Source organism: Saccharopolyspora sp. NPDC002376 (genome assembly GCF_053593195.1).
The window spans coordinates 83,121-103,767 of record NZ_JBSFBZ010000013.1 but is presented as its reverse complement, the minus strand read 5'-3'; the positions used below and the strand labels follow the sequence as shown (position 1 = coordinate 103,767).

Genomic DNA, 20,647 nt, shown 5'->3' with positions numbered 1-20,647 from the left:
CACTCCGTGTCGCGCCGAATCGGTTTCGCAGCGCCCAGCGGACACGTTCCGTCGCCGAACTGCGCTCTGCGACCAGCCGGGCACTACGCCCGACCGAACTCGGACGCACCGCTCAGCGGGCAACGGCCGTTTCCGGTGTGGCAGAACGTGTTCCAGGTGCGGAAGAGCACCAGCGCGACGTGCGTCGTCCCGGATTTCCGGTGCTCTGCTGGCGAGACTCTGGCGTCCGGGGTGGTTGTGCGGTAGGACGTCAGGCAACTGGCGGCGGATGTGGGAGGTAGTTGGTCATGGGTGCCTATGCCGAGGCCCATCGGCGGAGCTTGACCGACCGGGAGGGTTTCTGGCTCGACGCGGCGAAGTCGATCGACTGGGTGCGCGAACCGTCGCGCGCTCTCGACGGCGACACCGACCCGTTCTTCCGCTGGTTCCCCGACGGGGAGCTCAACACCTGCTTCAACGCGCTGGACCGGCACGTCCGCGACGGCCGCGGCGACCAGAACGCGCTGATCTGGGACTCGGCGATGACCGGTCAGGTGCTCCGCTGGACCTACCGGGAGCTGCTGGAGCGGGTGGCGCTGTTCGCCGGGGCGCTGCGGGCGCAGGGTGTGGAGCGCGGTGATCGCGTGGTGCTCTACCTGCCGATGATCCCCGAGGCCGTGATCGCGATGCTGGCCTGCGCCCGCATCGGCGCGGTGCACTCGGTGGTCTTCGGCGGCTTCGCACCGAAGGAACTGGCCGCGCGGATCGAGGACGCCCGACCCGCGGTGGTCGTCGCGGCGTCCTGCGGGCTGGAGCCGAACCGGGTCGTGGAGTACAAGCCGATCGTCGACGAGGCGCTGCGGCGGACCGAGCACCAGCCGCGGCGGGTGATCGTGTTCCAGCGCGAGCAGGCCCGCGCCGAGCTCGGCGAGCGGGACGTGGACTGGAACGACGCGCTGGCGCAGGCCGAACCGGCCGAGTGCGTCCCGGTCAAAGCGACCGATCCGCTGTACGTGCTCTACACCTCCGGCACCACCGGCCGCCCGAAGGGCGTGGTGCGCGACAACGGCGGGCACGCAGTGGCGCTGCGCTGGTCGATGGCCAACATCTACGACATCGGTCCGGGCGACGTCTTCTGGACCGCCTCCGACGTTGGCTGGGTGGTCGGCCACTCCTACATCGTCTACGCGCCGCTGCTGACCGGGGCGACGACGGTGGTCTACGAGGGCAAGCCCGTCGGCACACCGGACGCGGGCGCCTTCTGGCGCGTCATCGCCGATCACGGGGTCAAGGCGTTGTTCACCGCGCCCACCGCGTTCCGGGCGATCAAGCGGGTGGATCCGAACGCCGAGCTGCTGGCGGAGTACGACGTGTCGAGCATGCAGACGTTATTCCTGGCCGGGGAGCGGCTGGATCCGGAGACCTATCACTGGGCGTCGGAGAAGCTGGGCGTGCCGGTGATCGACCACTGGTGGCAGACCGAGACGGGCTGGCCGATCTGCGCGAACCTGCGCGGGATGGAACCGATGCCGGTCAAGCCGGGTTCGCCGACGGTGCCGGTGCCCGGCTACGACGTGGTGGTGCTGGACCAGGCGGGCAACCCGCTGCCGCCGGAGACCGACGGCGCGATCTGCATCCGGCTGCCGCTGCCACCGGCGACCCTGACGACGCTGTGGGGCGACGACGAGCGGTTCCGCGAGTCGTACCTGTCGCGCTACCCCGGCTACTACCTCACCGGCGACAACGGCTACGTCGACGCCGACGGGTACGTGTTCGTGATGGGCCGCACCGACGATGTGATCAACGTGGCCGGGCACCGGTTGTCCACCGGCTCGATGGAGGCGGTGCTGGCAGCGCATCCGGCGGTCGCCGAGTGCGCGGTGATCGGGGTCCACGACTCCTTGAAGGGCCAGGTGCCACGAGGGCTCGTGGTGCTCAAGTCCGGTGTGGACATCGATCCGGAGACGCTGCGCGCGGAGCTGGTCGCGGCGGTGCGCGAGCAGATCGGGCCGGTGGCGGCGTTCCGCGAGGTCGCGGTGGTCGACGGGTTGCCGAAGACACGCTCGGGCAAGATCCTGCGCAAGTCGATGCGCGAGATCGCCGACACCGGCGACACCAAGGTGCCCTCGACCATCGAGGACCCCGCGGTGCTCGACCGCCTGCGCCCAGCGCTGCGCGGCGAGTGATCGGAAGTATCAGCCGCGCTGCCGGTCCCGCGCGACGTCCTCCAGTGCCTGGAGGACGGCCGCGATGGCCGGTTGCGCGCGGCTGCCCCTGCGCACGCAGGTGAGGATGCTCCGCGACGGCACCGGCTCGTCCCGCAACGGGATCCGCACCACCTAGTGGTCCGGCGAGGAGGTGGCGAGCCGGGGCAGCAGGCAGATGCCGAGCCCGCTCGCGACCATCGCCAGCACCGAGTTCCACTCCGCCGCCCCGTGCGCCACCCGCGGGGCTGGCCGCTGCGCAGAGTCGCGGAGCCGCACGGCAGCGGGTGCCAGCAGTGAGCCGAAGCTGGTCACGAACCCGCCCACCTGGACCCGGCCCATCGCACCGGCGGAATGCGCGGCCAGATCGGCGCGGGCCTGCTCCCACTCGGCCGCGATCGCATCGGCGTGCGCCGCGGAGGTGAGCCGCGGTGCTGTCGGCGGTCGTGCCGTACTCGCTGGAGCTGGCCGCGCTGCGCCGGATCCCACTGCGGGTCGTCGGGGTGCTGCAAAGCCTGGAGCCCGCGACCAGCGCCTTGGCAGGCCTGTTGTTGCTCGCCGAACTGCCGGCGCCGATCCAGCTCGTCGCGCTCGGCTGCGTCACCGCGGCGTCGATCGGCACGGTGCTCACCTGGGAGCGCTGAGGCCGTCCCACGTCCGATGCATCCGTTTGGAGGCTCCGCCGATCGATTTTGGTCTATACCTTTGGGTCTGTTCCCCGACGCCGAGGAGCTAACGCACATGACCTCACGATCGACTAGACCGACGGTGCGCAAAACCGCGCTCGCCGTCATTGCCGGTGCACTGATCGCCGGGACTGCGGTTCCAGCGACGGCCGCACCCGCCGTGGAGAACTCCGCGATAACCAACATCATCCCCACCCCGGAATCGGTGCACCCCGACCCGGCGACGACCTTCGAACTCTCCCAGCAGACCTCGATCCGAGCTTCCGGCGAAGCCGCCGAAGTCGGCGAGTACCTGGCCGGGGTCCTGCGGCCGTCGACCGGATTCCCGGTGCCGGTCAACCGCGGTCAGCTCGGCACCGGCGACATCTCGCTGGAGCTGGACGACGGCGCCGGGCTCGGCCCGGCCGGCTACCGGCTGCAGGTCACCGGCGAGACCGTCGACCTGCGCGCCGCCAGCACCGAAGGACTGTTCAACGGCGTGCAGACGCTGCGCCAGCTGCTGCCCGCCGCGATCGAGAGCCCCACCCAGCAACCCGGCCCGTGGACGGTGCCCGGCGGCGAGATCGTCGACCAGCCGCGGTTCGAGCACCGGGCCGCGATGCTCGACGTGGCGCGGCACTTCTTCAGCGTCGACCAGGTCAAGCGCTACGTCGACCAGATCGCCCGGTACAAGATGAACCGGCTGCACCTGCACCTGACCGACGACCAGGGCTGGCGCATCCAGATCGACAGCTGGCCGAAGCTGGCCGAGTACGGCGGCAGCACCGAGGTCGGCGGCGGTCCGGGCGGCCACTACACCAAGCAGGACTACGCCGAGATCGTCGAGTACGCCGCGTCCCGGCACATCACGATCATCCCCGAGATCGACATGCCCGGGCACACCAACGCCGCGCTGGCCTCCTACGCGGAGCTGAACTGCGACGGCGTGGCGCCACCGCTGTACACCGGCATCGAGGTCGGGTTCAGCTCGCTGTGCGTCGACAAGGATGTGACCTACCAGTTCGTCGAGGACGTCATCCGCGAACTGGCCGAGATCACCCCCGGCCCCTACCTGCACATCGGCGGTGACGAGGCGGCCGCGACCAACGACGAGGACTACAAGAAGTTCATGTCGCGGGTGCTGCCGATGGTGGAGAAGTACGGCAAGACCGCGGTCGGCTGGCACGAGTACGGCAAGGCCGAGCCGCAGGGCGATTCGGTGCTGCAGTACTGGGGCACCACCGACTCCGACCCGCTGCTGAACGAAGCGGTGGCCCGCGGCAACAAGATCCTGGTCTCCCCGGCGAACAAGTCCTACTTGGACATGAAGTACGACGAGAACACCCCGCTGGGTCTCCAGTGGGCCGGCTTCATCGAGGTCGCCGACGCCTACGGCTGGGACCCGGGCGCGTACCTCCAGGGCGTCCCGGAGGAATCAGTCCTGGGCGTGGAAGCCCCGCTGTGGTCGGAAACCCTCGAGAACTCCGATCACATCGAGTTCATGGCCTTCCCCCGCCTACCGGCCATCGCCGAACTCGCCTGGTCCCCGGAGGAAACCCGCAACTGGGACTCCTTCGCCCAACGCCTGGCCACCCACGGCCCCCGCCTGGAGGCCTCCACCATCAACTACTACAAGTCCCCCCAAATCCCCTGGACCGATTAACCCCCTTGGACCGGCGGAGTCGTCCAAGACTCCGCCCGAACCACAGTTTCAATTGAAACTGCAAACCCCACCCACGGTGGACCACAGTTTCAATTGAAACTGTGGTCCACCGGTGTGTCCGGCGCCCGACACGCCGACGGATGTGGACAGGTCGTCCGGCCTGTGGAGAACCTCCGCGATTTCAATGGGAGTCAGACGTCTGATTTCCATTGAAATCGCGGCGTCGCGGGCGGAACGTCACTGGACCTTGGGTTCGAGGACGGTCCACCAGTCTTCGAGGGTGGGGCGTTCGGCCAGATCGGCGAAGGTGATCTGGACGCCGAGGCGGCGCCACTTCTCCACCAGGGTCATGATCCGGACCGAGTCCAGGCCCCAGTCCATCAGGTTCTCGTCGTCGGTGAGCTCAGCCGGGTCCTCGTAGAGCAGCTCGGCGACCTGCTCCCGGACGTCTTCCAGCGTCAACTTCTGCGGCATCGCACGCACTCCCAAGAAATCGTCAGGCCACTTCGGACTCTCGCACCGCGAGGTCCTGCGCCAACCGCTGCGCGGTGTCCACCACCCCGCACCGCTTGGCCGCGTAGGTCAACGCCATCCGGTGCTCCTCCGCGGAGAAGTCCGCGACCCCATCGGCGACCAAGAACGCCTGGACCTCCTGCTGGAAGGCCTCGGCGGCGGTCATCAGGCAGCCGATGTGGGCGTAGATGCCGGTGATGATCAGCTGATCGCGTCCCCAGTCCCGCAGCAGCTGGCGCAGTTCGGTGCGCTGGAAAGCGCTGTAGCGCCACTTGGTCAGCAGCACGTCGTCGGCGTCGGGCGTCAGCTCATCGATGATCGCTTCCTGCGCCGGATCGGCCACTCCCGGCCCCCACCACTCCAGCTGCAGTCCGCGCTGTTCGGGCGTCTGACCGCCGGGCTGCGCGCAGTACACCACCGGAACACCAGCCGCTTTCGCGCGCTCGCGCAGCAGCCGGATGTTCGGCACGACCTGGTTCAGCGGTTCGCCGTCCGCGGGGAAGGCATTGACGAAGTGCCGTTCCATGTCGTGGATCAGCAGCACCGAGCGGTTCGCGTCGGGCCGCCAGGCCACGCGGTTCTCCGGCAGCTCGTCCTGCTTCGGGACGTGGTACGGGGCGATGGTCGGAAGCGCCACGGGCGACCTCCTTCTGTATCGGTGATCGGTCGTTGCAGATGTCAGCGGCGGCGGAGTTCCGGCACCAGCTCGCGGCTGATCGCCTCGCGGAGGTCACGCTTGCTGACCTTGCCGACGCCGGTCTGCGGGAACTGCTCGACGAACTCGACCCGGTCCGGCACCTTGTAGGCGGCAAGCCCGCGCTCGCGCACGAACTTGATCAGCTCGCGGGCCTTCGGCGGGGTGCCGCGCGGCACGACGAACGCGCAGCTGCGCTCGCCGAGGTAGTCGTCGGGCATGGACACCACGGCCGCGTCATGCACCGCGGGGTGCGCCAGCAGGTGGTTCTCCACCTCTTCGGCCGCGATCTTCTCGCCGCCGCGGTTGATCTGGTCCTTCGCACGGCCTTCCACGACGATGTTGCCCTCCGCGGTGAGCCGGACGACGTCGCCGGTTCGATAGAAACCGTCGGGGGTGAAGGCATTCGCGTTGTGCTCCGCGGCCCGGTAGTAGCCGCGGATGGTGTAGGGCCCGCGGGTGAGCAGGTGCCCGGTTCCGCCCGGCGCCACCGGGTTGTCGTCGTTGTCCAGGATCAGCAGCTCGTCGTCCGGCGAGATCGGCCTGCCCTGAGTGGCGAGGACGACGTCCTCGGGGTCGTCGAGGCGGGTGTAGTTCACCAGCCCCTCAGCCATGCCGAAGACCTGCTGCAACGTGGCACCGAGCACGGGCTTCACCCGACGCGCGACCTCCTCGCTGCACTTGGCCCCACCGACCTGCAGAACCTCCAGGCTGGACAGGTCGTGCTCGGTGCTGCCGGCCGCGTCCAGCCACACCAGCGCCAGCGGCGGGACCGCGGCGGCCAGCGTGACGCGCTCGCGCTCGATCAGCGGGAACACCTCGTCCGGGCTGGGACGGCGGGCCAGCACCACGCGGCCACCGGCGTGCAGGACGCCGAACGTGCCGGGCGAGCTCATCGGGAAGTTGTGCGCGATCGGCAGCGCCCCGAGGTAGACGGTGTCGGCCGTGACACCGCAGATCTCGTTGCTGGCGCGGAAGGAGTAGATGTAGTCGTCGTGGGTGCGCGGGATCAGCTTCGGCACCCCGGTGCTGCCGCCCGACAGCTGCAGGAACGCGAGGTCGCCGGGTTCGGGCCCGTCCTGCTCCCCCCGTTCGGCGTCCACATCGGACAGAGCGAGGAACTCGCCGGGATCACCGGCGATGAACACCCGCAGATCCGGCAGCTTCGCCACCACCTCGGCGGCCAGCTTCCGGTGGTCGAAGCCGGCTTCGACGTCGGTGGTGATGTAGGCGGCGGCCTCGCTGAACTCGCAGAAGTAGGAGACCTCGGTCAACCGGTGCGACGGCAGCGCGAAGACCGGCGCGGCGCCGAGCCGGAACAGTGCGAAGCAGACGTCGAAGAACTCGGAGATATTGGGCAGCTGCACGACCACGCGATCGCCCTTGCCGATGCCTCTCTCGCGCAGCCCGGCCGCGAGCCGGTCAGCGCGCACGTCGAGCTCGCGGTAGGACACGTGGCGCTCGCCGTCGACCACGGCGATGCGGTCGGGGTGCTCAGCGGCGCGTTCGCGCAGCATCTGGCCGAAGGTGTAGCCGCGCCAGTACCCCGCCGCGCGGTAGCGGTCGGCGAACTCCGGCGGCCAGATCGGGTGATCCGGAAGCGGTGCGGTCATCTCCAGTCCCTTCAGTCTGCCTGGTCCAGGCCCATCGCGGACAGCGCGGTGCGGAACTTCGCGGAGGTCTCGGCGAGTTCATCGGCCGGCTCGGAGCCCGCGACGATGCCCGCTCCGGCGTAGAGCCGCAGCGACTCGTCCTCGACGTCGGCGCAGCGGATCGCCACGACCCACTCGCCGTCCCCGGTGGCGTCGCACCAACCGACCATGCCCGCGTAGTAGCCGCGTTCGAAAGGCTCGGTCTCGGCGATGACTTCACGCGCCCGCTGCACCGGGGTGCCGCACACCGCCGGAGTCGGGTGCAGGGCGTCGGCCAGTTCCAGCGACGACGTCGCGGGATCGCGCAGCTCGCCGGTGACCTCGGTGGCCAGGTGCCACATGGCGTTGGTGCTGATCACCGACGGTTCAGGCACGGTCAGCTCGCGGCAGTACGGGCGCAGCGCATCGGCCACCGCCTCCACCACGGCTGCGTGCTCACGCAGGTCCTTGTCCGATGTGGACAGTTCAGCGGCGCGGCGCCGGTCCTCGACCGGGTCGGTGCTGCGCGGGCGCGATCCGGCCATCGGGTTGGAGCGGACCTTCATGCCGCGCCGCGACACCAGGAGTTCCGGGCTCGCGCCCAGGAAAGTGCGCTGCAGCTCGGGTTGCGGGCCGAAGCTGTCGCGGGTGCCGTCCTCGCCGCGGCGCGGCAGGTCCACCGCGAAGGTGTAGCTGGCCGGGTCGGCCAGGGCCAGGTTCTGCAGCACGGTGCGCACGTCGATGGGCTCGGCGGCGGTCAGCTCCAGCGACCGGGCCAGCACCACCTTGCTCAGCTCACCGTCGTCCAGCCGTCGCAGCACGCGGCTCACGCCGCGCTCGTACTCGCTCGGCGCGGGCACCGGGCGGACCTCGCAGTCCGGCGCACCGCTGCGGGGGCTTTGCGGCACCATGACGTTCAGCGGGTCGGCGTGGAACACCTCCTCCGGCAGCACCAGGTGTGCGGGCAGGTTGTTGCCGAAGGGCACGGCGCCGACGACCACCGGGTTGCGGTGGCCGAACTCGGCTGCGCTGTCGAAGAACTCCGCGACCCGCTTCGGCAGGTTCTCCCGCGCGCACTGGGTTTTCGGGACCGTGGCGGATACCCCGCGGGCCAGCGTCACGCCGCGCGGCGTGGAGAACAGGAACGACGAGCCCGCCTCGTAGGCAGCCAGCAACCGGGCCGCCGCATCGTCCGCGACGAGGCCGAGACTGTCGATATCGCTGTCGATCGTGGTCATGGCAACCTTTCGGGGTTCGCGGCAGGACTCAGGCGCGCAGCGTGGCGCCGCCGTCGACGTACAGGTCGTGCATGGTGATGTGCTTGGCCTGCTTTGAGGCCAGGAAGACCACGGCGTCGGCGATGTCTTCGGGGGTGGCCAGCTTGCGCAGCGGAATGCCGACCCTGAAAGCCTCGGGCGAGCCGGCGATGACCCGCTCGGCGCCGCGCTCGTCGGTCCACATGCCGCGCTGCATGTCGGTGTCGGTGGAGCCGGGGGCGACGACGTTGCAGCGGATGCCGTGCTCGGCCAGTTCCAGCCCGAGCGACTTGGTGAACATCGTGGCCGCGGCCTTGGACGCGGCATAGACGGCCATGCCGTGCCGGGGCACGCCCGCGGCGTTCGAGCTGACCGTGACGATCGAGCCGCGCTTGCGGGGGATCATGCGCTCGGACACCGCGCGGGAGAAGTTGAACACCCCGGTGGTGTTGACCGCGAAGGTCCGCTGCCAGTCCTCGTCGGTGATCTCCTGCACGGTCCCGACCTGGAGCACCCCGGCGACGTTGGCCAGGACCTCGACCGGCCCGAGCTCGGCTTCGACCCGCTCAACCACTTCGACGACAGACGCCGAGTCGGCCACGTCGGCCTGGAACGCCCGCACCTTGTCGCCCTGCTCCGCGGCGATGGCCTCGACCCGCTCGACGTTGCGGTCCACTGCGGCGACGGTGGCGCCGATCTCGGCCAACGCTCTGGTCACCGCAGCGCCGATGCCCTGGCCTGCGCCTGTCACGATGGCGACCGCGCCGCCGATCCCCGTCCGGTTCATCGCACCTTCTGAAAACTCAGGCAAGCCTAACCTTTGTCAGGCGAGCCTAAGTTTAGAACACAGAAGTGCCCAGATCGCCCCACCACCCAGGTGGCATTGATCACCGACCGCGACGATCGGCGGTTCTCCCGCACCCTCGGTCGCGGTAGACGGAGACCCGATCACGTCAGCGCAGCGCTTTGCCCAGCAGGAGTTCAGCTCAGCCCGCCTGGTGATCGTGGGCGGCAGCGCCCCCACATCCCGCCGCGCGGCAACCTCCGACTTGGACGTGGTGGTGGTCACCGCGCCTCGAGATCAGCCGTCGCGCAGGTCGCTGACCTGGGAAGGCTGACCGGTCGAGGCGCTGGAGCACGACGAGCGGAGCCTCGCGGCCTACTGCGCCGACAACCTCGAGCGCCGCTGGCCGGGGATTCCACGGCTGATCGCCGAAGGCCCGATCGTGGCGGACTCCGACGGCCTGGGCCGCCAACTCCAAGCGGAGATGCGCGAGCGCCTGGCCGCCGGACCAGCGCCCGCCACGACCGGCCGATCCTTCCGCATGGCGGAAGTTGGGTTCTGAGGATTCCGAATTTCCCCAAACTTGGACTCCCCTGTGGCGCGTGTGGGGATACAGCGGGAACGATCCGGTGTGGGTGCGGCTTCAGGACGGGGTCGTTTCGGGTTCAAGGCGGCAGGTGGTCGCTTGAGGTGCGAGGCGCCAGGAGGTTCCTAATTTTAGGGAAATTTGGGGGCCCTCTGGGGCCGAAGGTGTGGTCAGCGGGCGATGTCTTGGACGAAACCGAGGTTCTGGAGGTCTTGGGGGCGTAGGTGGAGGCGGGCGGCTAGGTCTGGGACTTCGGACGGGTCTCGTTTGAGGATCGCTGCGCTGGATTCCGGGGCTATGACGGCGAAATAGGCGTCTGCGGTGATCCAGGTTCGGTCCGGTGATGCCAGGGCCAGGGCTCCGCCGGAGCCGCCCTCGCCGATGACCAGGGTGGTGATCGGGACTTGGGCGTCGGCGACCGTGGCGAAGAGTTCCGCTATTGCGGGGCCGACTCCGCCTTGCTCGGCTGCGGCGTCGTTGGCTGCGCCTGGGGTGTCCACCAGGGTCAGGACCGGGATGTTCAGCTGGTCGGCGAGTCTGATCAGGCGGGCTGCGGTGCGGAATCCTGCTGGGGTGTTGGCGGTTCCGGTCTGCGCGGCGAACGCGACGGTGCGTCCCTCGTGCTCGCCGAATCCGCAGAGCATGCCCTCATCCCTGCCACCTGCCCGGTCGCCGTTGATCTCGAAGCGGGTGGAGAAGTAGGCGTCCAAATAGGACCGAGCGCGCGGGCGGTCGGCGGCTCGCGCTCGTTGGACCGCTTCCCAGCCGGTGGCCGACGGTTCGCCGCTGGCCTGCGACTTCGGCACCGGGGCTGGTTCCGGCGACTGCTTCGGCTGCAACATCCGGACCAGGTCGGCGAGTACCAAAGGCAGTTCAGCGGGATCGACGATGCGGTCCACCTGGCCGTGGTCGAGCTTGCCTTCGGCACTGAACGCCTCACCGGTGTCGGTGGCGCTGCGCACTCGGCTGCCGCCGAAGGCGACCGCCGCGCCGGACTCGGCCAGCACCACGTCAGCCGCCGCTGACAGCGCCGCCCACATGCCACCGGTCGTCGGATTGCGAAGCACCGTGATGTGCGGGATCCCCTGCCGACGGGCCAGCAGGCACGCCCGCGCGATCTCCTGCAGCTGCCGGAGCGCGCAGATGCCTTCCTGCATGCGGCTACCGCCAGAGGCCACCAGCGAGATCACCGGCAACCGCAGCTCCCGCGCTCGGTCGAACGCCGCCACGATCCGCGCGCCGGCTGCCTCCCCCACCGATCCGCCGAGGTAGGCGAAGTCGAACGCGATGAGCACCGCCGACCGCTCCCCGACCCGAGCACGGCCGCAGAGCACCGACTCGTCGGCTCCGCTGCGGTCGGTCGCGCGAGCGCGCTGGTCGTCGTAGCCCGGCCAGCCCAGCGGGCCGTCGACCACGTCCCGGACCGCCGGGGGCTCGAACTCCTCGAACCGCCGGCCGATCGCTTCGACCAGCGCGCGAGCCGCGCTGTGCTCAGCCATGCTGCAAGGCCTTCTTCTGCACCTTGCCCATCTCGTTGCGCGGCAAGGCGTCCAGGTAGCGCACCACGCGCGGCCGCTTGTGCGGAGTGAGCAGCCGGGCCACGTGGTCGACCAGCTCCTGGTCGGTCGCCTCCTGGCCGCGCGCGCGCACGATCCAGGCCACGATCCGCTCGCCCAGGTCGGCGTCGGGTTCGCCGGTGACCGCGACCTCGGCGACCGCCGGGTGCTCCAGCAGGCAGTTCTCGATCTCGCCCGCACCGATCTTGTACCCGCCGCTCTTGATGATGTCGGTGGCCTTGCGCCCCACGATGCGGATGTAGCCGTCCGGGGCGCGGGTGGCCACGTCGCCGGTGCGGAACCAGCCGTCGGCGAAGGCCGCCTCGGTGGCGTCGGGGCGGTTGAGGTAGCCGCTGAACAGGTTCGAGCCGCGGATCAGGATCTCGCCGACCGTCTCGTCGTCGCTGACCTCGATCTCCGCGCCCTGCTCGTCGACCAGCTTGAGCTCGACCCCGGCGAACGGGCGACCCACGTAGCCGGGTCGGCGGTCGCCGTCGGCGCGCACGCCGCAGTTCATGATCGTCTCGCTCATGCCGTAGCGCTCCACGACCCGCTGTCCGGTCAGCCGCTCGATCCGCTCGTGTTCGACCGCGGGCAGCGCCGCCGAACCCGACACGAGCAGCCGCGCCTTGCCGACCGCCTCGCCGATCTCCGGGTCGCGCTCGGCGTCCTCGGCCAGCCGGTGGTACATGGTCGGCACGCCGAACATCATGGTCGCCGCCCCGGCGAGTTCCTCGGCGATGGAAGCGGAGGAGAACTTGCCCAGGTGGTGCACCGCGCCGCCCAGCCGCACCGGACCGAGCGTGCCGAGGATCAGCCCGTGCACGTGGAACAGCGGCAGCGCGTGCGCCAGCACATCACGCTCCGTCCACTCCCAGGCCTCGGCGAGCGCGTCGAGGTTGGCGCTGATCGCGCGACGCGGCAGAACAACGCCCTTCGGCGGACCGGTCGTGCCCGAGGTGTAGACGATCAGCGCGGGGGCGTCCTCGTCGGCCTCTGGCGGCAGCTCACCTCCGCGGACGCTCAGGTCTACCTCGTGCACCGGGATCTCGCCGAGACCTTCCGGTGCCTGGAACCCGGGTGCGGCGAGCAGCAGTTCGGGCTGGCTGTCGTTCAGGATGTGCGCGAGTTCGCGCTCCCCCACCTTCGGGTTGATCGGCACGACCGCGACGCCCGCACTGAGCCCGCCGATGACGGCCGCGCAGGTCTCGAGCTCGTTGGTCGCCCACACTGCGATCCGGCCGCGGCCCGCGACCAGGTCGGCGATCGCGGCGGCCACCCCGGCCAGCTCCTGGTAGTTCAGCGCCCGCGCACCGAAGCGCAGCGCCTCCTTCTCATCCGGCTGCCGCAGCTTCGGGAACAGCACCGGCCACCTCCACGATCGTCTGAGGACTGGTCCACTGGCTCATCCACTTTTGCCCGCCGGTCAGACACCGTCAAGCGTCTGTGGCCGAATTGGCTCAGCCACTCATCCACACTCCCGGTGCTAGCCTGACCACCGCCCGCTCCCCTCCCTGGAGGAACCCGGTGTCCGACGCCCTGCGCCCGCTCGCCCGCCCGCGCCTGTACGAGCAGGTCGTGCAGCGGCTGCGCGAGCACGTCGCCGCCTCCGGGCTGCGCGCGGGCGACCGCCTGCCGCCGGAGCGCAAGCTCGCCGAGCAGCTCGGCGTCAGCCGCGCCTCGGTCAAGCAGGCCATCGTGGTGCTCGAGGTGCAGGGTCTGGTCGAGGTCAGGCACGGCGGCGGCACCTACCTGCGCCGCGAGTCGCTGGACGTCGAGCCGGTCGACGAACTGGTGGCGCGCAAGCGCCGACTCCCCGACGTGCTCGACGCGCGCGAAGCACTGGAGACCAAGCTCGCCGAACTGGCCGCGCAGCGCCGCACCGACGACGACCTGGCCGAGATCGACGCAGCCCTGGCGGACATGCGCCGCGAGATCGCCGACGGCGAGCTCGGCAACGAGGGCGACCGCCGGTTCCACGCAGCGATCACCGCCGCCGCGCACAGCTCCCTGCTCGCAGACTTCATGCGCACCATCGCACCCGAGATCACCGAAAGCCGCCAGGAATCCCTGCGCCAACCGAACCGCCCGACCAAGTCCCTGACCCAGCACGAACGCATCGCCGAGGCGATCCGGGCAGGCGACGCCCACGCCGCGGTCACCGCGATGCGCCGCCACCTGCGCACGGTCAGCCGAGTCCGCCTCCTCACCTGGGACCCCGACGCCGATTCCACTCCCCCGGAAGCCTCCGGGTCTGAATGACAGCGGCGCGAAGCGCCACCTTGGGGGCGGCGGTCGGGCGAAGGGCTGGCCCAATTTCGCGAGAAATTGACACCCCGCACCTGGCCGGGTGGCGCGTGGAGCGGCTCGGTAGGGTTGGTCGTCCTGTTCTGATCGTTGTGGGGTGCGTGACGTGATCGACCGCCTTGCTCTGCTGCGCGAGCGGGTGGTCCGATGATCGGGTGGCTGCTGGCCACCGCGGGCACCGCTGCGCTGGGCAGCTTCTTCCCGCTCGTCAACATCGAGCTGTACCTGTTGGGCGTGGTGTCCAGTGTGGACGGTGTGAGCTGGTGGGCGCTCGGGCTCGCCGCCGCCGTTGGGCAGGTCGCCGGCAAGACGGCGTTCTACTTCGCCGGCAAGGGCGGATTCGCGCTCGGCGAGCGGATGCTGAAGAAGCTGGAGGCCAAGCGGCGAACCGGCCGGTGGGCCGCCTGGTTCGAGAAGTTCCACCAACGCACCATTGAACGGCCCTGGTGGGGCCTGGGCGTGCTGTGCCTGACCTCGATCCCCGGCATCCCGCCCTACAGCCTGATGTGCCTGCTCTCCGGCGCGGCGGGCCTGCCGCTGCTCGGCTTCCTGGCGGCCAGCCTCATCGGCCGCGCCGCGCACTTCCTGATCGTGGCTGGCGCCCCGGAACTGCTGCACTGGCTGCCTTCCGCACTGGGGTCCTGAGCGCGCATAGCCCTCGGCACCGGTGGGAAACCTCGTAGGCGTCAGCCGACACCGAGGGGAGTCAGGCGCGATGGGCACCGAAGACGACAAGCAACGACAGCTCGACGGGGTCCGACAGGACCTCACCGACACGAAATTGACCACTCAGCAGGGCGTGCGCATCGACCACACCGACGACGCGTTGAGCGCCGGTGAGCGCGGCCCCACGCTGCTGGAGGACTTCCACGCCCGCGAGAAGATCACGCACTTCGACCACGAGCGCATCCCGGAGCGCGTGGTGCACGCCCGCGGCGCCGGGGCCTACGGGCACTTCCAGCCCTACGACGGCTGGCTGTCCGACTACACCGTCGCGCGGTTCCTGACCGATCCGAAGCAGCGCACCCCGGTGTTCGTGCGGTTCTCCACTGTCGCCGGTTCCCGGGGATCGGCCGACACCGTCCGCGACGTGCGGGGGTTCGCCACCAAGTTCTACACCGAGCAGGGCAACTACGACCTGGTCGGCAACAACATGCCGGTGTTCTTCATCCAGGACGGGATCAAGTTCCCCGACTTCGTGCACGCGGTGAAGCCCGAGCCGCACCACGAGATGCCGCAGGCCGCCTCGGCGCACGACACGCTGTGGGACTTCGTGGCGCTGCAACCGGAAACGCTGCACATGATGATGTGGCTGATGTCGGACCGGGCGCTGCCGCGCAGCTTCCGGATGATGCAGGGCTTCGGCGTGCACACCTTCCGGCTGGTCAATGCCGCGGGCGAGGGCACCTTCGTGAAGTTCCACTGGAAGCCGGTGCTGGGCAGCCACTCACTGGTGTGGGACGAGTGCCAGAAGATCGCCGGGGCCGATCCCGACTACAACCGCCGCGACCTGTGGGAGTCCATCGAGGCCGGCCAGTACCCGGAGTGGGAGCTGGGCGTGCAGCTGGTCGAGGAGTCCAAGGAGTTCGACTTCGACTTCGACCTGCTGGATGCGACCAAGATCATCCCCGAAGAGGTGGTGCCGGTGCGACCGGTGGGCAAGATGGTGCTGGACCGCAATCCGGACAACTTCTTCGCCGAGACCGAGCAGGTCGCCTTCCACACCGCCAACGTGGTGCCGGGCATCGACTTCACCAACGATCCGCTGCTGCAGGCGCGCAACTTCTCCTACCTCGACACCCAGCTGATCCGGCTCGGCGGCCCGAACTTCGCGCAGATCCCGATCAACCGGCCGACCGCCGAGGTGACCAACAACCAGCGCGACGGCTACGGCCAGCAGAAGATCCACCAGGGGCGCACGAGCTACTCGAAGAACAGCCTCTCCGGTGGCTGCCCGGCGCTGGCCGACGAGGACGTGTTCCGGCACTACCAGCAGAAGGTGGACGGCTACGCGATCCGCAAGCGCAGCGAGAGCTTCAAGGACCACTACAGCCAGGCGACGCTGTTCTGGAACAGCATGGCGCCGTGGGAGAAGGAACACATCGTCGCGGCGTTCCGCTTCGAGCTCGGCAAGGTCGACCACCAGCACGTGCGCGCCAACGTCGTCGACCACTTGGAGAGCATCGACCACGAGCTGGCCGCGGCGGTGGCCGAGGGAGTCGGCGTGGCACCGCCCAGCGGCGGCAAGCCGAACCACGGCCGCAGCTCCCCCGCGCTGAGCCTGGCGAACTCGCGCATGGGCACGATCGCCAGCCGCAAGGTCGCGGTTCTGGTCGCCGACGGCGTGGACGCCGCGGAAGTCGTCCAGATCCAGCGCGCCCTCGCCGAGCGCGGCGCGCTGGCAGAAGTGCTGGGGTTGCGCGACGGCAAGGCCCGTGGCACCGACAGCGACGAGGTAACCGTGGACCGGGCCGTGCACACCATGGCGTCGGTGCTCTACGACGGCGTGATCGTGCCGGGCGGTGCGGACAGCGTGCGCACGTTGGCCGATGACGGGCACGTGGTGCACTTCGTCACCGAGGCCTACAAGCACCACAAGCCGGTCGCGGCCAGCGACGAGGGCATGGAGCTGCTGCAACGCGCCGGAGTCTCCGAAGCGCGCAAGGGCTTTGGGACCGACGGCGTGGTGGCCGACCTCGGCGTGGTCATGGCCGCGCACACCGGCGGCGCGCTGCCGGAAGGCTTCATCGAGGAGTTCGTGACCGCGCTCGGCAAGCACCGGGTGTGGGAGCGCGACACCTCCGCCGTGCCCGCCTGAGCCGAATGGACTGCTCGTCCCGTCCAGCGGGGCGAACAGTCCGCTCGTCTCGCGTTTGCCCTTTTGATCCGGATCACTCGTTGACATCCGGTGAACACCGAGTGTCACGTTTCGTACCGAAAGGATCACACAAAGCGACACCGGTCGCGCCGTGTCCACGTACCTCGCTTACCGTGCTTGCCCGTGAGCGTCTTCCGAACGATGCCCGTCGAGGACATCCTCTCCCGCGGTGAGCGCAGCGGACTGGTCCGCAGGCTGACCGGCAAGGACCTGATCGGCTTCGGGATCGGCATCATCATCGGCACCGGCGTGTTCACCTTGGCCGGCATCCAGGCCAAGGAGCACGCCGGTCCCGGCGTGGTGCTGTCCTTCGTCATCGGCGGGATCGTCGCGGCACTGGCCGCGCTTTGCTACGCCGAGCTGTCGTCAGCGGTTCCGACCGCGGGCAGCGCCTACACCTACGGCTACGCCACCCTCGGTGAGCTGTTCGCCTGGATCATCGGCTGGGACCTGCTGCTGGAGTTCGCCCTGGGCGCCGCGGTGGTCTCACGCAGCTGGTCGGGCTACGTGTCGAACCTGCTCGGCCTGCCACCGGAGTGGTTCGGCGAGGACGCCACGGTCAACGTCGGCGCGATACTGATCATCGCGGTGCTCACCGTGGTCGCGGTGATCGGCATCCGCGAGTCGTCGTGGGTGACCAACGCGCTGGTCGTGGTCAAGGTCGCGGTGTGCGTGCTGGTGATCGTCGCCGGTCTGTTCTTCTTCAACGGCGCCCACCTCGACCCGTTCATCCCGCCCGCGCAGCCCGCCACCGAGACCGCCAGCGCGCTGGAGCAGCCGCTGGTGCAGGCCCTGCTGGGCATGGAGCAGTCGATGTACGGCATCGGCGGCGTGTTCACCGCGGCGGCGATCGTGTTCTTCGCCTACACCGGTTTCGAGGCGCTGGCCAACCTCGGCGAGGAGACCAAGCGCCCCAAGCGCGACCTGCCGGTCGGCCTGCTCGGCAGCCTGATCGTGTGCACCGTGCTGTACGTGCTGGTCGCGATCGTGCTCAGCGCGATGGTCGACTACCGGCAGATCGACGAGGCCGCCCCGCTGGCCGCGGCGTTCCAGTCGGTCGGCCAGCCGTGGGTGGCCGCGCTGATCGCACTGGGCGCGGTGACCGGTCTGACCTCGGTGATGATGGTCGAGCTGGTCACCATCGGCCGGATCGGTTTCGCGATGAGCCGCGACGGCCTGCTGCCGCCCAAGCTCTCCCAGGTGCACCCGAAGTGGGGCACGCCGCACCGGATGACCATCGGCGGCGCAGTGCTGATCATGCTGATGGCCGGGTTCATCCCGATCTCCGAGCTGGCCGACATGGTGAGCATCGGCGCTCTGTCGGGCTTCGTGATCGTCTCGCTCGCGGTGCCGGTCCTGCGCCGCCGCAAGCCGGAGCTCGAGCGTCCGTTCCGGGTGCCGCTGTCGCCGTGGCTGCCGATCCTCAGCGCGCTGGCCTGCCTGTACCTGATGACGAACCTGGACATCATCACCTGGCTGCGCTTCGCGGCCTGGCTGGTCATCGGCCTGGTGATCTACCTCGCCTACGGCTACCGCAACGCCCGCCTCGCCAAGTCGACCGCGGACACCGCCAAGGACTGACCGCTGTCCCGCCACGATGAGGGGCGCTCGCCGAGCAATTCTGTGCTCAACGAGCGCCCCTCACTCGTTTCCCTGACGCCCTTCAAGCGGTGAGTTCCCGGATGGCCTCGGTACCGAGGTTTATGAGGTTGGTGAGGTTGTCGCGGCCGAGGGTGAGGACGTACTCGCTGTTGTGGCCGCAGTAGAGGACGACGACGTCGTTGTGGCGGTCGATCTCGTACCGCATCGGCACCCCCTCCTCCATCGCGACGAACGAGTCGACGAATATCCCGGCCTGCTGGCACACGCCCATGCTCCCGACCTTCCTCAGTGGACGACTATGGTGACTCGCTGGAACCAGGCGGACGCTGAGCGCGACCGTCGCGTTTAAGATTAGGGCGACCGTCGCGCTACGGTCACGTCCCTGATCGGGTGTTTCGAGATCGTGGAGGTCGTCGATGGCGCGAGCCCGCCAAACCCTGGAGCGACGCCAACTCGGCCTGGCCCTGCGCCGAATCCGCGAGGGCTCGGGCAGCTCCCAGCAAGCCGCAGCGGAAGCGATCGGCAGGGTCCGCTCACGCATCGTCGAGCTCGAAGACGGCAAGGGCACGCTCAGCCAAGAAGACCTGGGCAAGCTGCTGGACTTCTACGAAGTGTCCGGCGACGAGCGCGAGACTGCGCTCGCCCTGGGCGCGCAAGCCCGAAAGCGCCAACGCGGCCGCACCTACACGGACCTGCTCCCCGGCGCCTTCCAGCGCTTCGCCGACCTCGAAGCCAGCGCCACGGAGATCAGCAGCTACGAATCCGGGATGGTGCCAGGACTGCTGCAAACGCCCGAGTACGTCAGAGCGCTCATCAACGAGGGCGACGGGATCTGGTGGCAATCATCGGAAGCCGAGCTTGAGCAGCGCGTTGCGTTCCGCCTCGACCGCCAGAAGCGGACCTTCAACGCGTCGCCCAGCAAGACGATGACGTTCATCCTGACCGAGGAGTCACTTCGAGCGCGGGTCGGTGACCGGGATGTCATGCGCGGACAGCTGGCACATCTCCTTGCCCTGCAAGACGAACGCGATGAATTGACCATCCAGGTGCTGCCCTTCGAGAGCTATCAGAATCCGGCTCGTGGAGGCGGTTTCACGTTGTTCGAGTTCAGCGGCCAGGGGTCCCCGGTCGCCTTCGCGAACGTGGTTTACGGGCCGTCCACCTACTTCCACGAAGAAGCCGATACTGCGACGATGTTTCGCGTCTTCCGACGGCTCCACGACCTCGCCTTGAGCCCGCCGAAGTCACGCCAGCTGATCGACGAAATCATGAAGGATGGCTGATCATGTCCAGGCCTGCTCGAGACACCGGGTGGTTCAAGAGCTCGAGAAGCGCTGCTGCCAGCGACAACTGCGTCGAAGTCCGATTAGCCGACAGCACCGTCTGGATCCGGGACTCCAAGGCGCCTGACGACGGCGCTCTGAGCTTCGACTCCGCCGTGTGGAGCTCATTCCTCGCCTCGCTGAAGGGATAGCACTGCGGGTCACCCGCTTGCGACCGGTTGTCTGAGGATGGTGCGTTGCTTCTCGGGTGCGACCTTGCGGAAGTCGCTCAGGTAGATCTCGTGGTGCTTGCCGACCATGCGCAGCCCGTTGCCGGGGATGAACTCGTGGTGCAGTTGGTTGAGCACGTCCGTCTCATCGTCGAATGAGCCGATGTGCAGCGTCTGCACGCACCGGCCCTCGGACAGCGCCTCCAGACGGACGTCGTCGAGGCGTGCCGGCCGGTTCTTCGTCCCGGTGCGCTCGACGGCGGTGACGAACATGGCCTGGTCGATCCAGTCGGGGACCATGAGCATCAGCGTCCAGTCCCACCGCGACTTGTCCCGGGCTGCGGAGAAGGAGTCCATGTCCTCGGCCCACCACAGGCCTTCCAGGGGTGGGACCACGGTGGTCCTGCTTGCTGGCGAACTTCAGCTTGTAGGCAACCTCGATCGCCGCTTTGACCGCGCCGCAATTGTCGTGGCCGAGCACGAGCAGCACCTCGGTGCCCAGCACCGCCTGGGCGTACAGCAGTGACGCGGTGTCCGCGGGAGTAGCGATGTTCCCGGCGACGCGGCAGACGAACAGGTCACCGATGCCAGCGTCCATGGCCAGCTCCGGGGAGGTCCGCGAGTCGGCGCAACCGAGCACGGAGGCGAACGGCTGCTGGTAGCCGACGAGCTGCTGGCGAAGTTCGAGCGTTTGGTTCGGGTGCAGCGGGGCGCCCGCGACGAAGCGCTGGTTCCCCTCTTGGAGGCGTCGAAAGGCGTCCTCCGGCGTCGACGGCCGGGGCAGCACAGGTCCGGGAGGTGCGGTCGGGGTTGGCGCGCAGGACGCCACGACCAGTG

The 20,647-nt window shown here is 69.1% G+C and carries 21 protein-coding genes and 1 pseudogene; 10 read left to right on the top strand and 12 right to left on the bottom strand.

The features are described 5' to 3' along the window. Window positions 1–287: 287 nt before the first annotated feature. Window positions 288–2,165, top strand: coding sequence for a propionyl-CoA synthetase (locus ACWCO2_RS12010; protein WP_450127743.1), 1,878 nt, complete (start codon window positions 288–290; stop codon window positions 2,163–2,165). 9 nt (window positions 2,166–2,174) lie between these two features. Here the strand turns inward: ACWCO2_RS12010 and ACWCO2_RS12005 are convergent, their stop codons facing one another. Next, entirely contained in the window at window positions 2,175–2,315 is a 141-nt protein-coding gene (locus ACWCO2_RS12005; protein WP_450127742.1) for a hypothetical protein, read from the bottom strand. Between the two features lie 3 nt (window positions 2,316–2,318). Next, window positions 2,319–2,498, bottom strand: coding sequence for a hypothetical protein (locus ACWCO2_RS12000; protein ID WP_450127741.1), 180 nt, complete (start codon window positions 2,496–2,498; stop codon window positions 2,319–2,321). 116 nt (window positions 2,499–2,614) lie between these two features. Between ACWCO2_RS12000 and ACWCO2_RS11995 the strand changes: the two genes are divergently transcribed. Both ACWCO2_RS11995 and ACWCO2_RS11990 read left to right on the top strand, forming a co-directional pair. Continuing rightward, window positions 2,615–2,827 (top strand): EamA family transporter, encoded by a 213-nt coding sequence (locus tag ACWCO2_RS11995; protein ID WP_450127740.1) that lies wholly within the window; start codon window positions 2,615–2,617, stop codon window positions 2,825–2,827. 97 nt (window positions 2,828–2,924) lie between these two features. Then, a complete protein-coding gene (locus ACWCO2_RS11990; protein ID WP_450127739.1) occupies window positions 2,925–4,511 on the top strand; it encodes a beta-N-acetylhexosaminidase in 1,587 nt (528 codons plus the stop codon). 237 nt (window positions 4,512–4,748) lie between these two features. Here ACWCO2_RS11990 and ACWCO2_RS11985 read toward each other — a convergent pair whose 3' ends face one another. The 7 genes from ACWCO2_RS11985 to ACWCO2_RS11955 form a co-directional block, all read right to left on the bottom strand. Continuing rightward, the gene (locus ACWCO2_RS11985; RefSeq protein ID WP_450127738.1) at window positions 4,749–4,985 is read right to left on the bottom strand and encodes a phosphopantetheine-binding protein; all 237 of its coding nucleotides are present in this window, start codon (window positions 4,983–4,985) and stop codon (window positions 4,749–4,751) included. Window positions 4,986–5,007: 22 nt separating this feature from the next. Then, complete coding sequence (locus ACWCO2_RS11980; RefSeq protein ID WP_450127737.1) at window positions 5,008–5,661, bottom strand: isochorismatase family protein; 654 nt, start codon at window positions 5,659–5,661, stop codon at window positions 5,008–5,010. A gap of 41 nt (window positions 5,662–5,702) precedes the next feature. Continuing rightward, window positions 5,703–7,331, bottom strand: coding sequence for a (2,3-dihydroxybenzoyl)adenylate synthase (locus ACWCO2_RS11975; protein WP_450127736.1), 1,629 nt, complete (start codon window positions 7,329–7,331; stop codon window positions 5,703–5,705). 11 nt (window positions 7,332–7,342) lie between these two features. After that, window positions 7,343–8,587, bottom strand: a complete 1,245-nt coding sequence (gene dhbC, locus ACWCO2_RS11970) for an isochorismate synthase DhbC (RefSeq protein ID WP_450127735.1) — start codon at window positions 8,585–8,587, stop codon at window positions 7,343–7,345. Window positions 8,588–8,615: 28 nt separating this feature from the next. Beyond that, window positions 8,616–9,392, bottom strand: a complete 777-nt coding sequence (locus ACWCO2_RS11965; RefSeq protein ID WP_450127734.1) for a 2,3-dihydro-2,3-dihydroxybenzoate dehydrogenase — start codon at window positions 9,390–9,392, stop codon at window positions 8,616–8,618. A gap of 753 nt (window positions 9,393–10,145) precedes the next feature. Next, on the bottom strand, window positions 10,146–11,474 hold the full coding sequence (locus tag ACWCO2_RS11960) for a carboxyl transferase domain-containing protein (RefSeq protein ID WP_450127733.1): 1,329 nt from the start codon (window positions 11,472–11,474) through the stop codon (window positions 10,146–10,148). Next, window positions 11,467–12,897 (bottom strand): acyl-CoA synthetase, encoded by a 1,431-nt coding sequence (locus tag ACWCO2_RS11955; protein WP_450127732.1) that lies wholly within the window; start codon window positions 12,895–12,897, stop codon window positions 11,467–11,469. Before ACWCO2_RS11955 ends, ACWCO2_RS11960 begins: the two co-directional genes overlap by 8 nt. Window positions 12,898–13,058: 161 nt before the next feature. Here ACWCO2_RS11955 and ACWCO2_RS11950 point away from each other — a divergent pair, with 161 nt between their 5' ends. The 4 genes from ACWCO2_RS11950 (at window position 13,059) to ACWCO2_RS11935 (ending at window position 18,297) form a co-directional block, all read left to right on the top strand. Then, window positions 13,059–13,793, top strand: coding sequence for a FadR/GntR family transcriptional regulator (locus ACWCO2_RS11950; protein ID WP_450127731.1), 735 nt, complete (start codon window positions 13,059–13,061; stop codon window positions 13,791–13,793). A gap of 192 nt (window positions 13,794–13,985) precedes the next feature. Next, window positions 13,986–14,483 (top strand): VTT domain-containing protein, encoded by a 498-nt coding sequence (locus ACWCO2_RS11945; RefSeq protein ID WP_450127730.1) that lies wholly within the window; start codon window positions 13,986–13,988, stop codon window positions 14,481–14,483. Between the two features lie 70 nt (window positions 14,484–14,553). Next, window positions 14,554–16,656, top strand: a complete 2,103-nt coding sequence (locus tag ACWCO2_RS11940; protein ID WP_450127729.1) for a catalase — start codon at window positions 14,554–14,556, stop codon at window positions 16,654–16,656. A 201-nt stretch (window positions 16,657–16,857) separates the two neighbouring features. Further along, window positions 16,858–18,297: an APC family permease gene (locus ACWCO2_RS11935; RefSeq protein ID WP_450127767.1), complete on the top strand. Its 1,440-nt coding sequence runs from the start codon at window positions 16,858–16,860 to the stop codon at window positions 18,295–18,297. A gap of 82 nt (window positions 18,298–18,379) precedes the next feature. Here the strand turns inward: ACWCO2_RS11935 and ACWCO2_RS11930 are convergent, their stop codons facing one another. Further along, on the bottom strand, window positions 18,380–18,589 hold the full coding sequence (locus ACWCO2_RS11930; protein WP_450127728.1) for a hypothetical protein: 210 nt from the start codon (window positions 18,587–18,589) through the stop codon (window positions 18,380–18,382). A 145-nt stretch (window positions 18,590–18,734) separates the two neighbouring features. Between ACWCO2_RS11930 and ACWCO2_RS11925 the strand changes: the two genes are divergently transcribed. Both ACWCO2_RS11925 and ACWCO2_RS11920 read left to right on the top strand, forming a co-directional pair. Next, complete coding sequence (locus ACWCO2_RS11925; protein ID WP_450127727.1) at window positions 18,735–19,601, top strand: helix-turn-helix domain-containing protein; 867 nt, start codon at window positions 18,735–18,737, stop codon at window positions 19,599–19,601. A gap of 2 nt (window positions 19,602–19,603) precedes the next feature. After that, window positions 19,604–19,792: a DUF397 domain-containing protein gene (locus tag ACWCO2_RS11920; protein WP_450127726.1), complete on the top strand. Its 189-nt coding sequence runs from the start codon at window positions 19,604–19,606 to the stop codon at window positions 19,790–19,792. Between the two features lie 9 nt (window positions 19,793–19,801). Here the strand turns inward: ACWCO2_RS11920 and ACWCO2_RS11915 are convergent, their stop codons facing one another. After that, window positions 19,802–20,206, bottom strand: a complete 405-nt coding sequence (locus ACWCO2_RS11915) for a GyrI-like domain-containing protein (protein WP_450127725.1) — start codon at window positions 20,204–20,206, stop codon at window positions 19,802–19,804. Window position 20,207: 1 nt separating this feature from the next. On the opposite strand from ACWCO2_RS11915, the gene ACWCO2_RS11910 reads away from it, so the two are divergent. After that, complete coding sequence (locus ACWCO2_RS11910) at window positions 20,208–20,336, top strand: hypothetical protein (protein WP_450127770.1); 129 nt, start codon at window positions 20,208–20,210, stop codon at window positions 20,334–20,336. Here the strand turns inward: ACWCO2_RS11910 and ACWCO2_RS11905 are convergent. Beyond that, window positions 20,301–20,408 (bottom strand): annotated as a pseudogene (locus tag ACWCO2_RS11905) (carbonic anhydrase); the annotation flags it as partial. The gene ACWCO2_RS11910 and the pseudogene ACWCO2_RS11905 sit on opposite strands and share 36 nt — an antisense overlap. Window positions 20,409–20,647 lie beyond the last annotated feature (239 nt).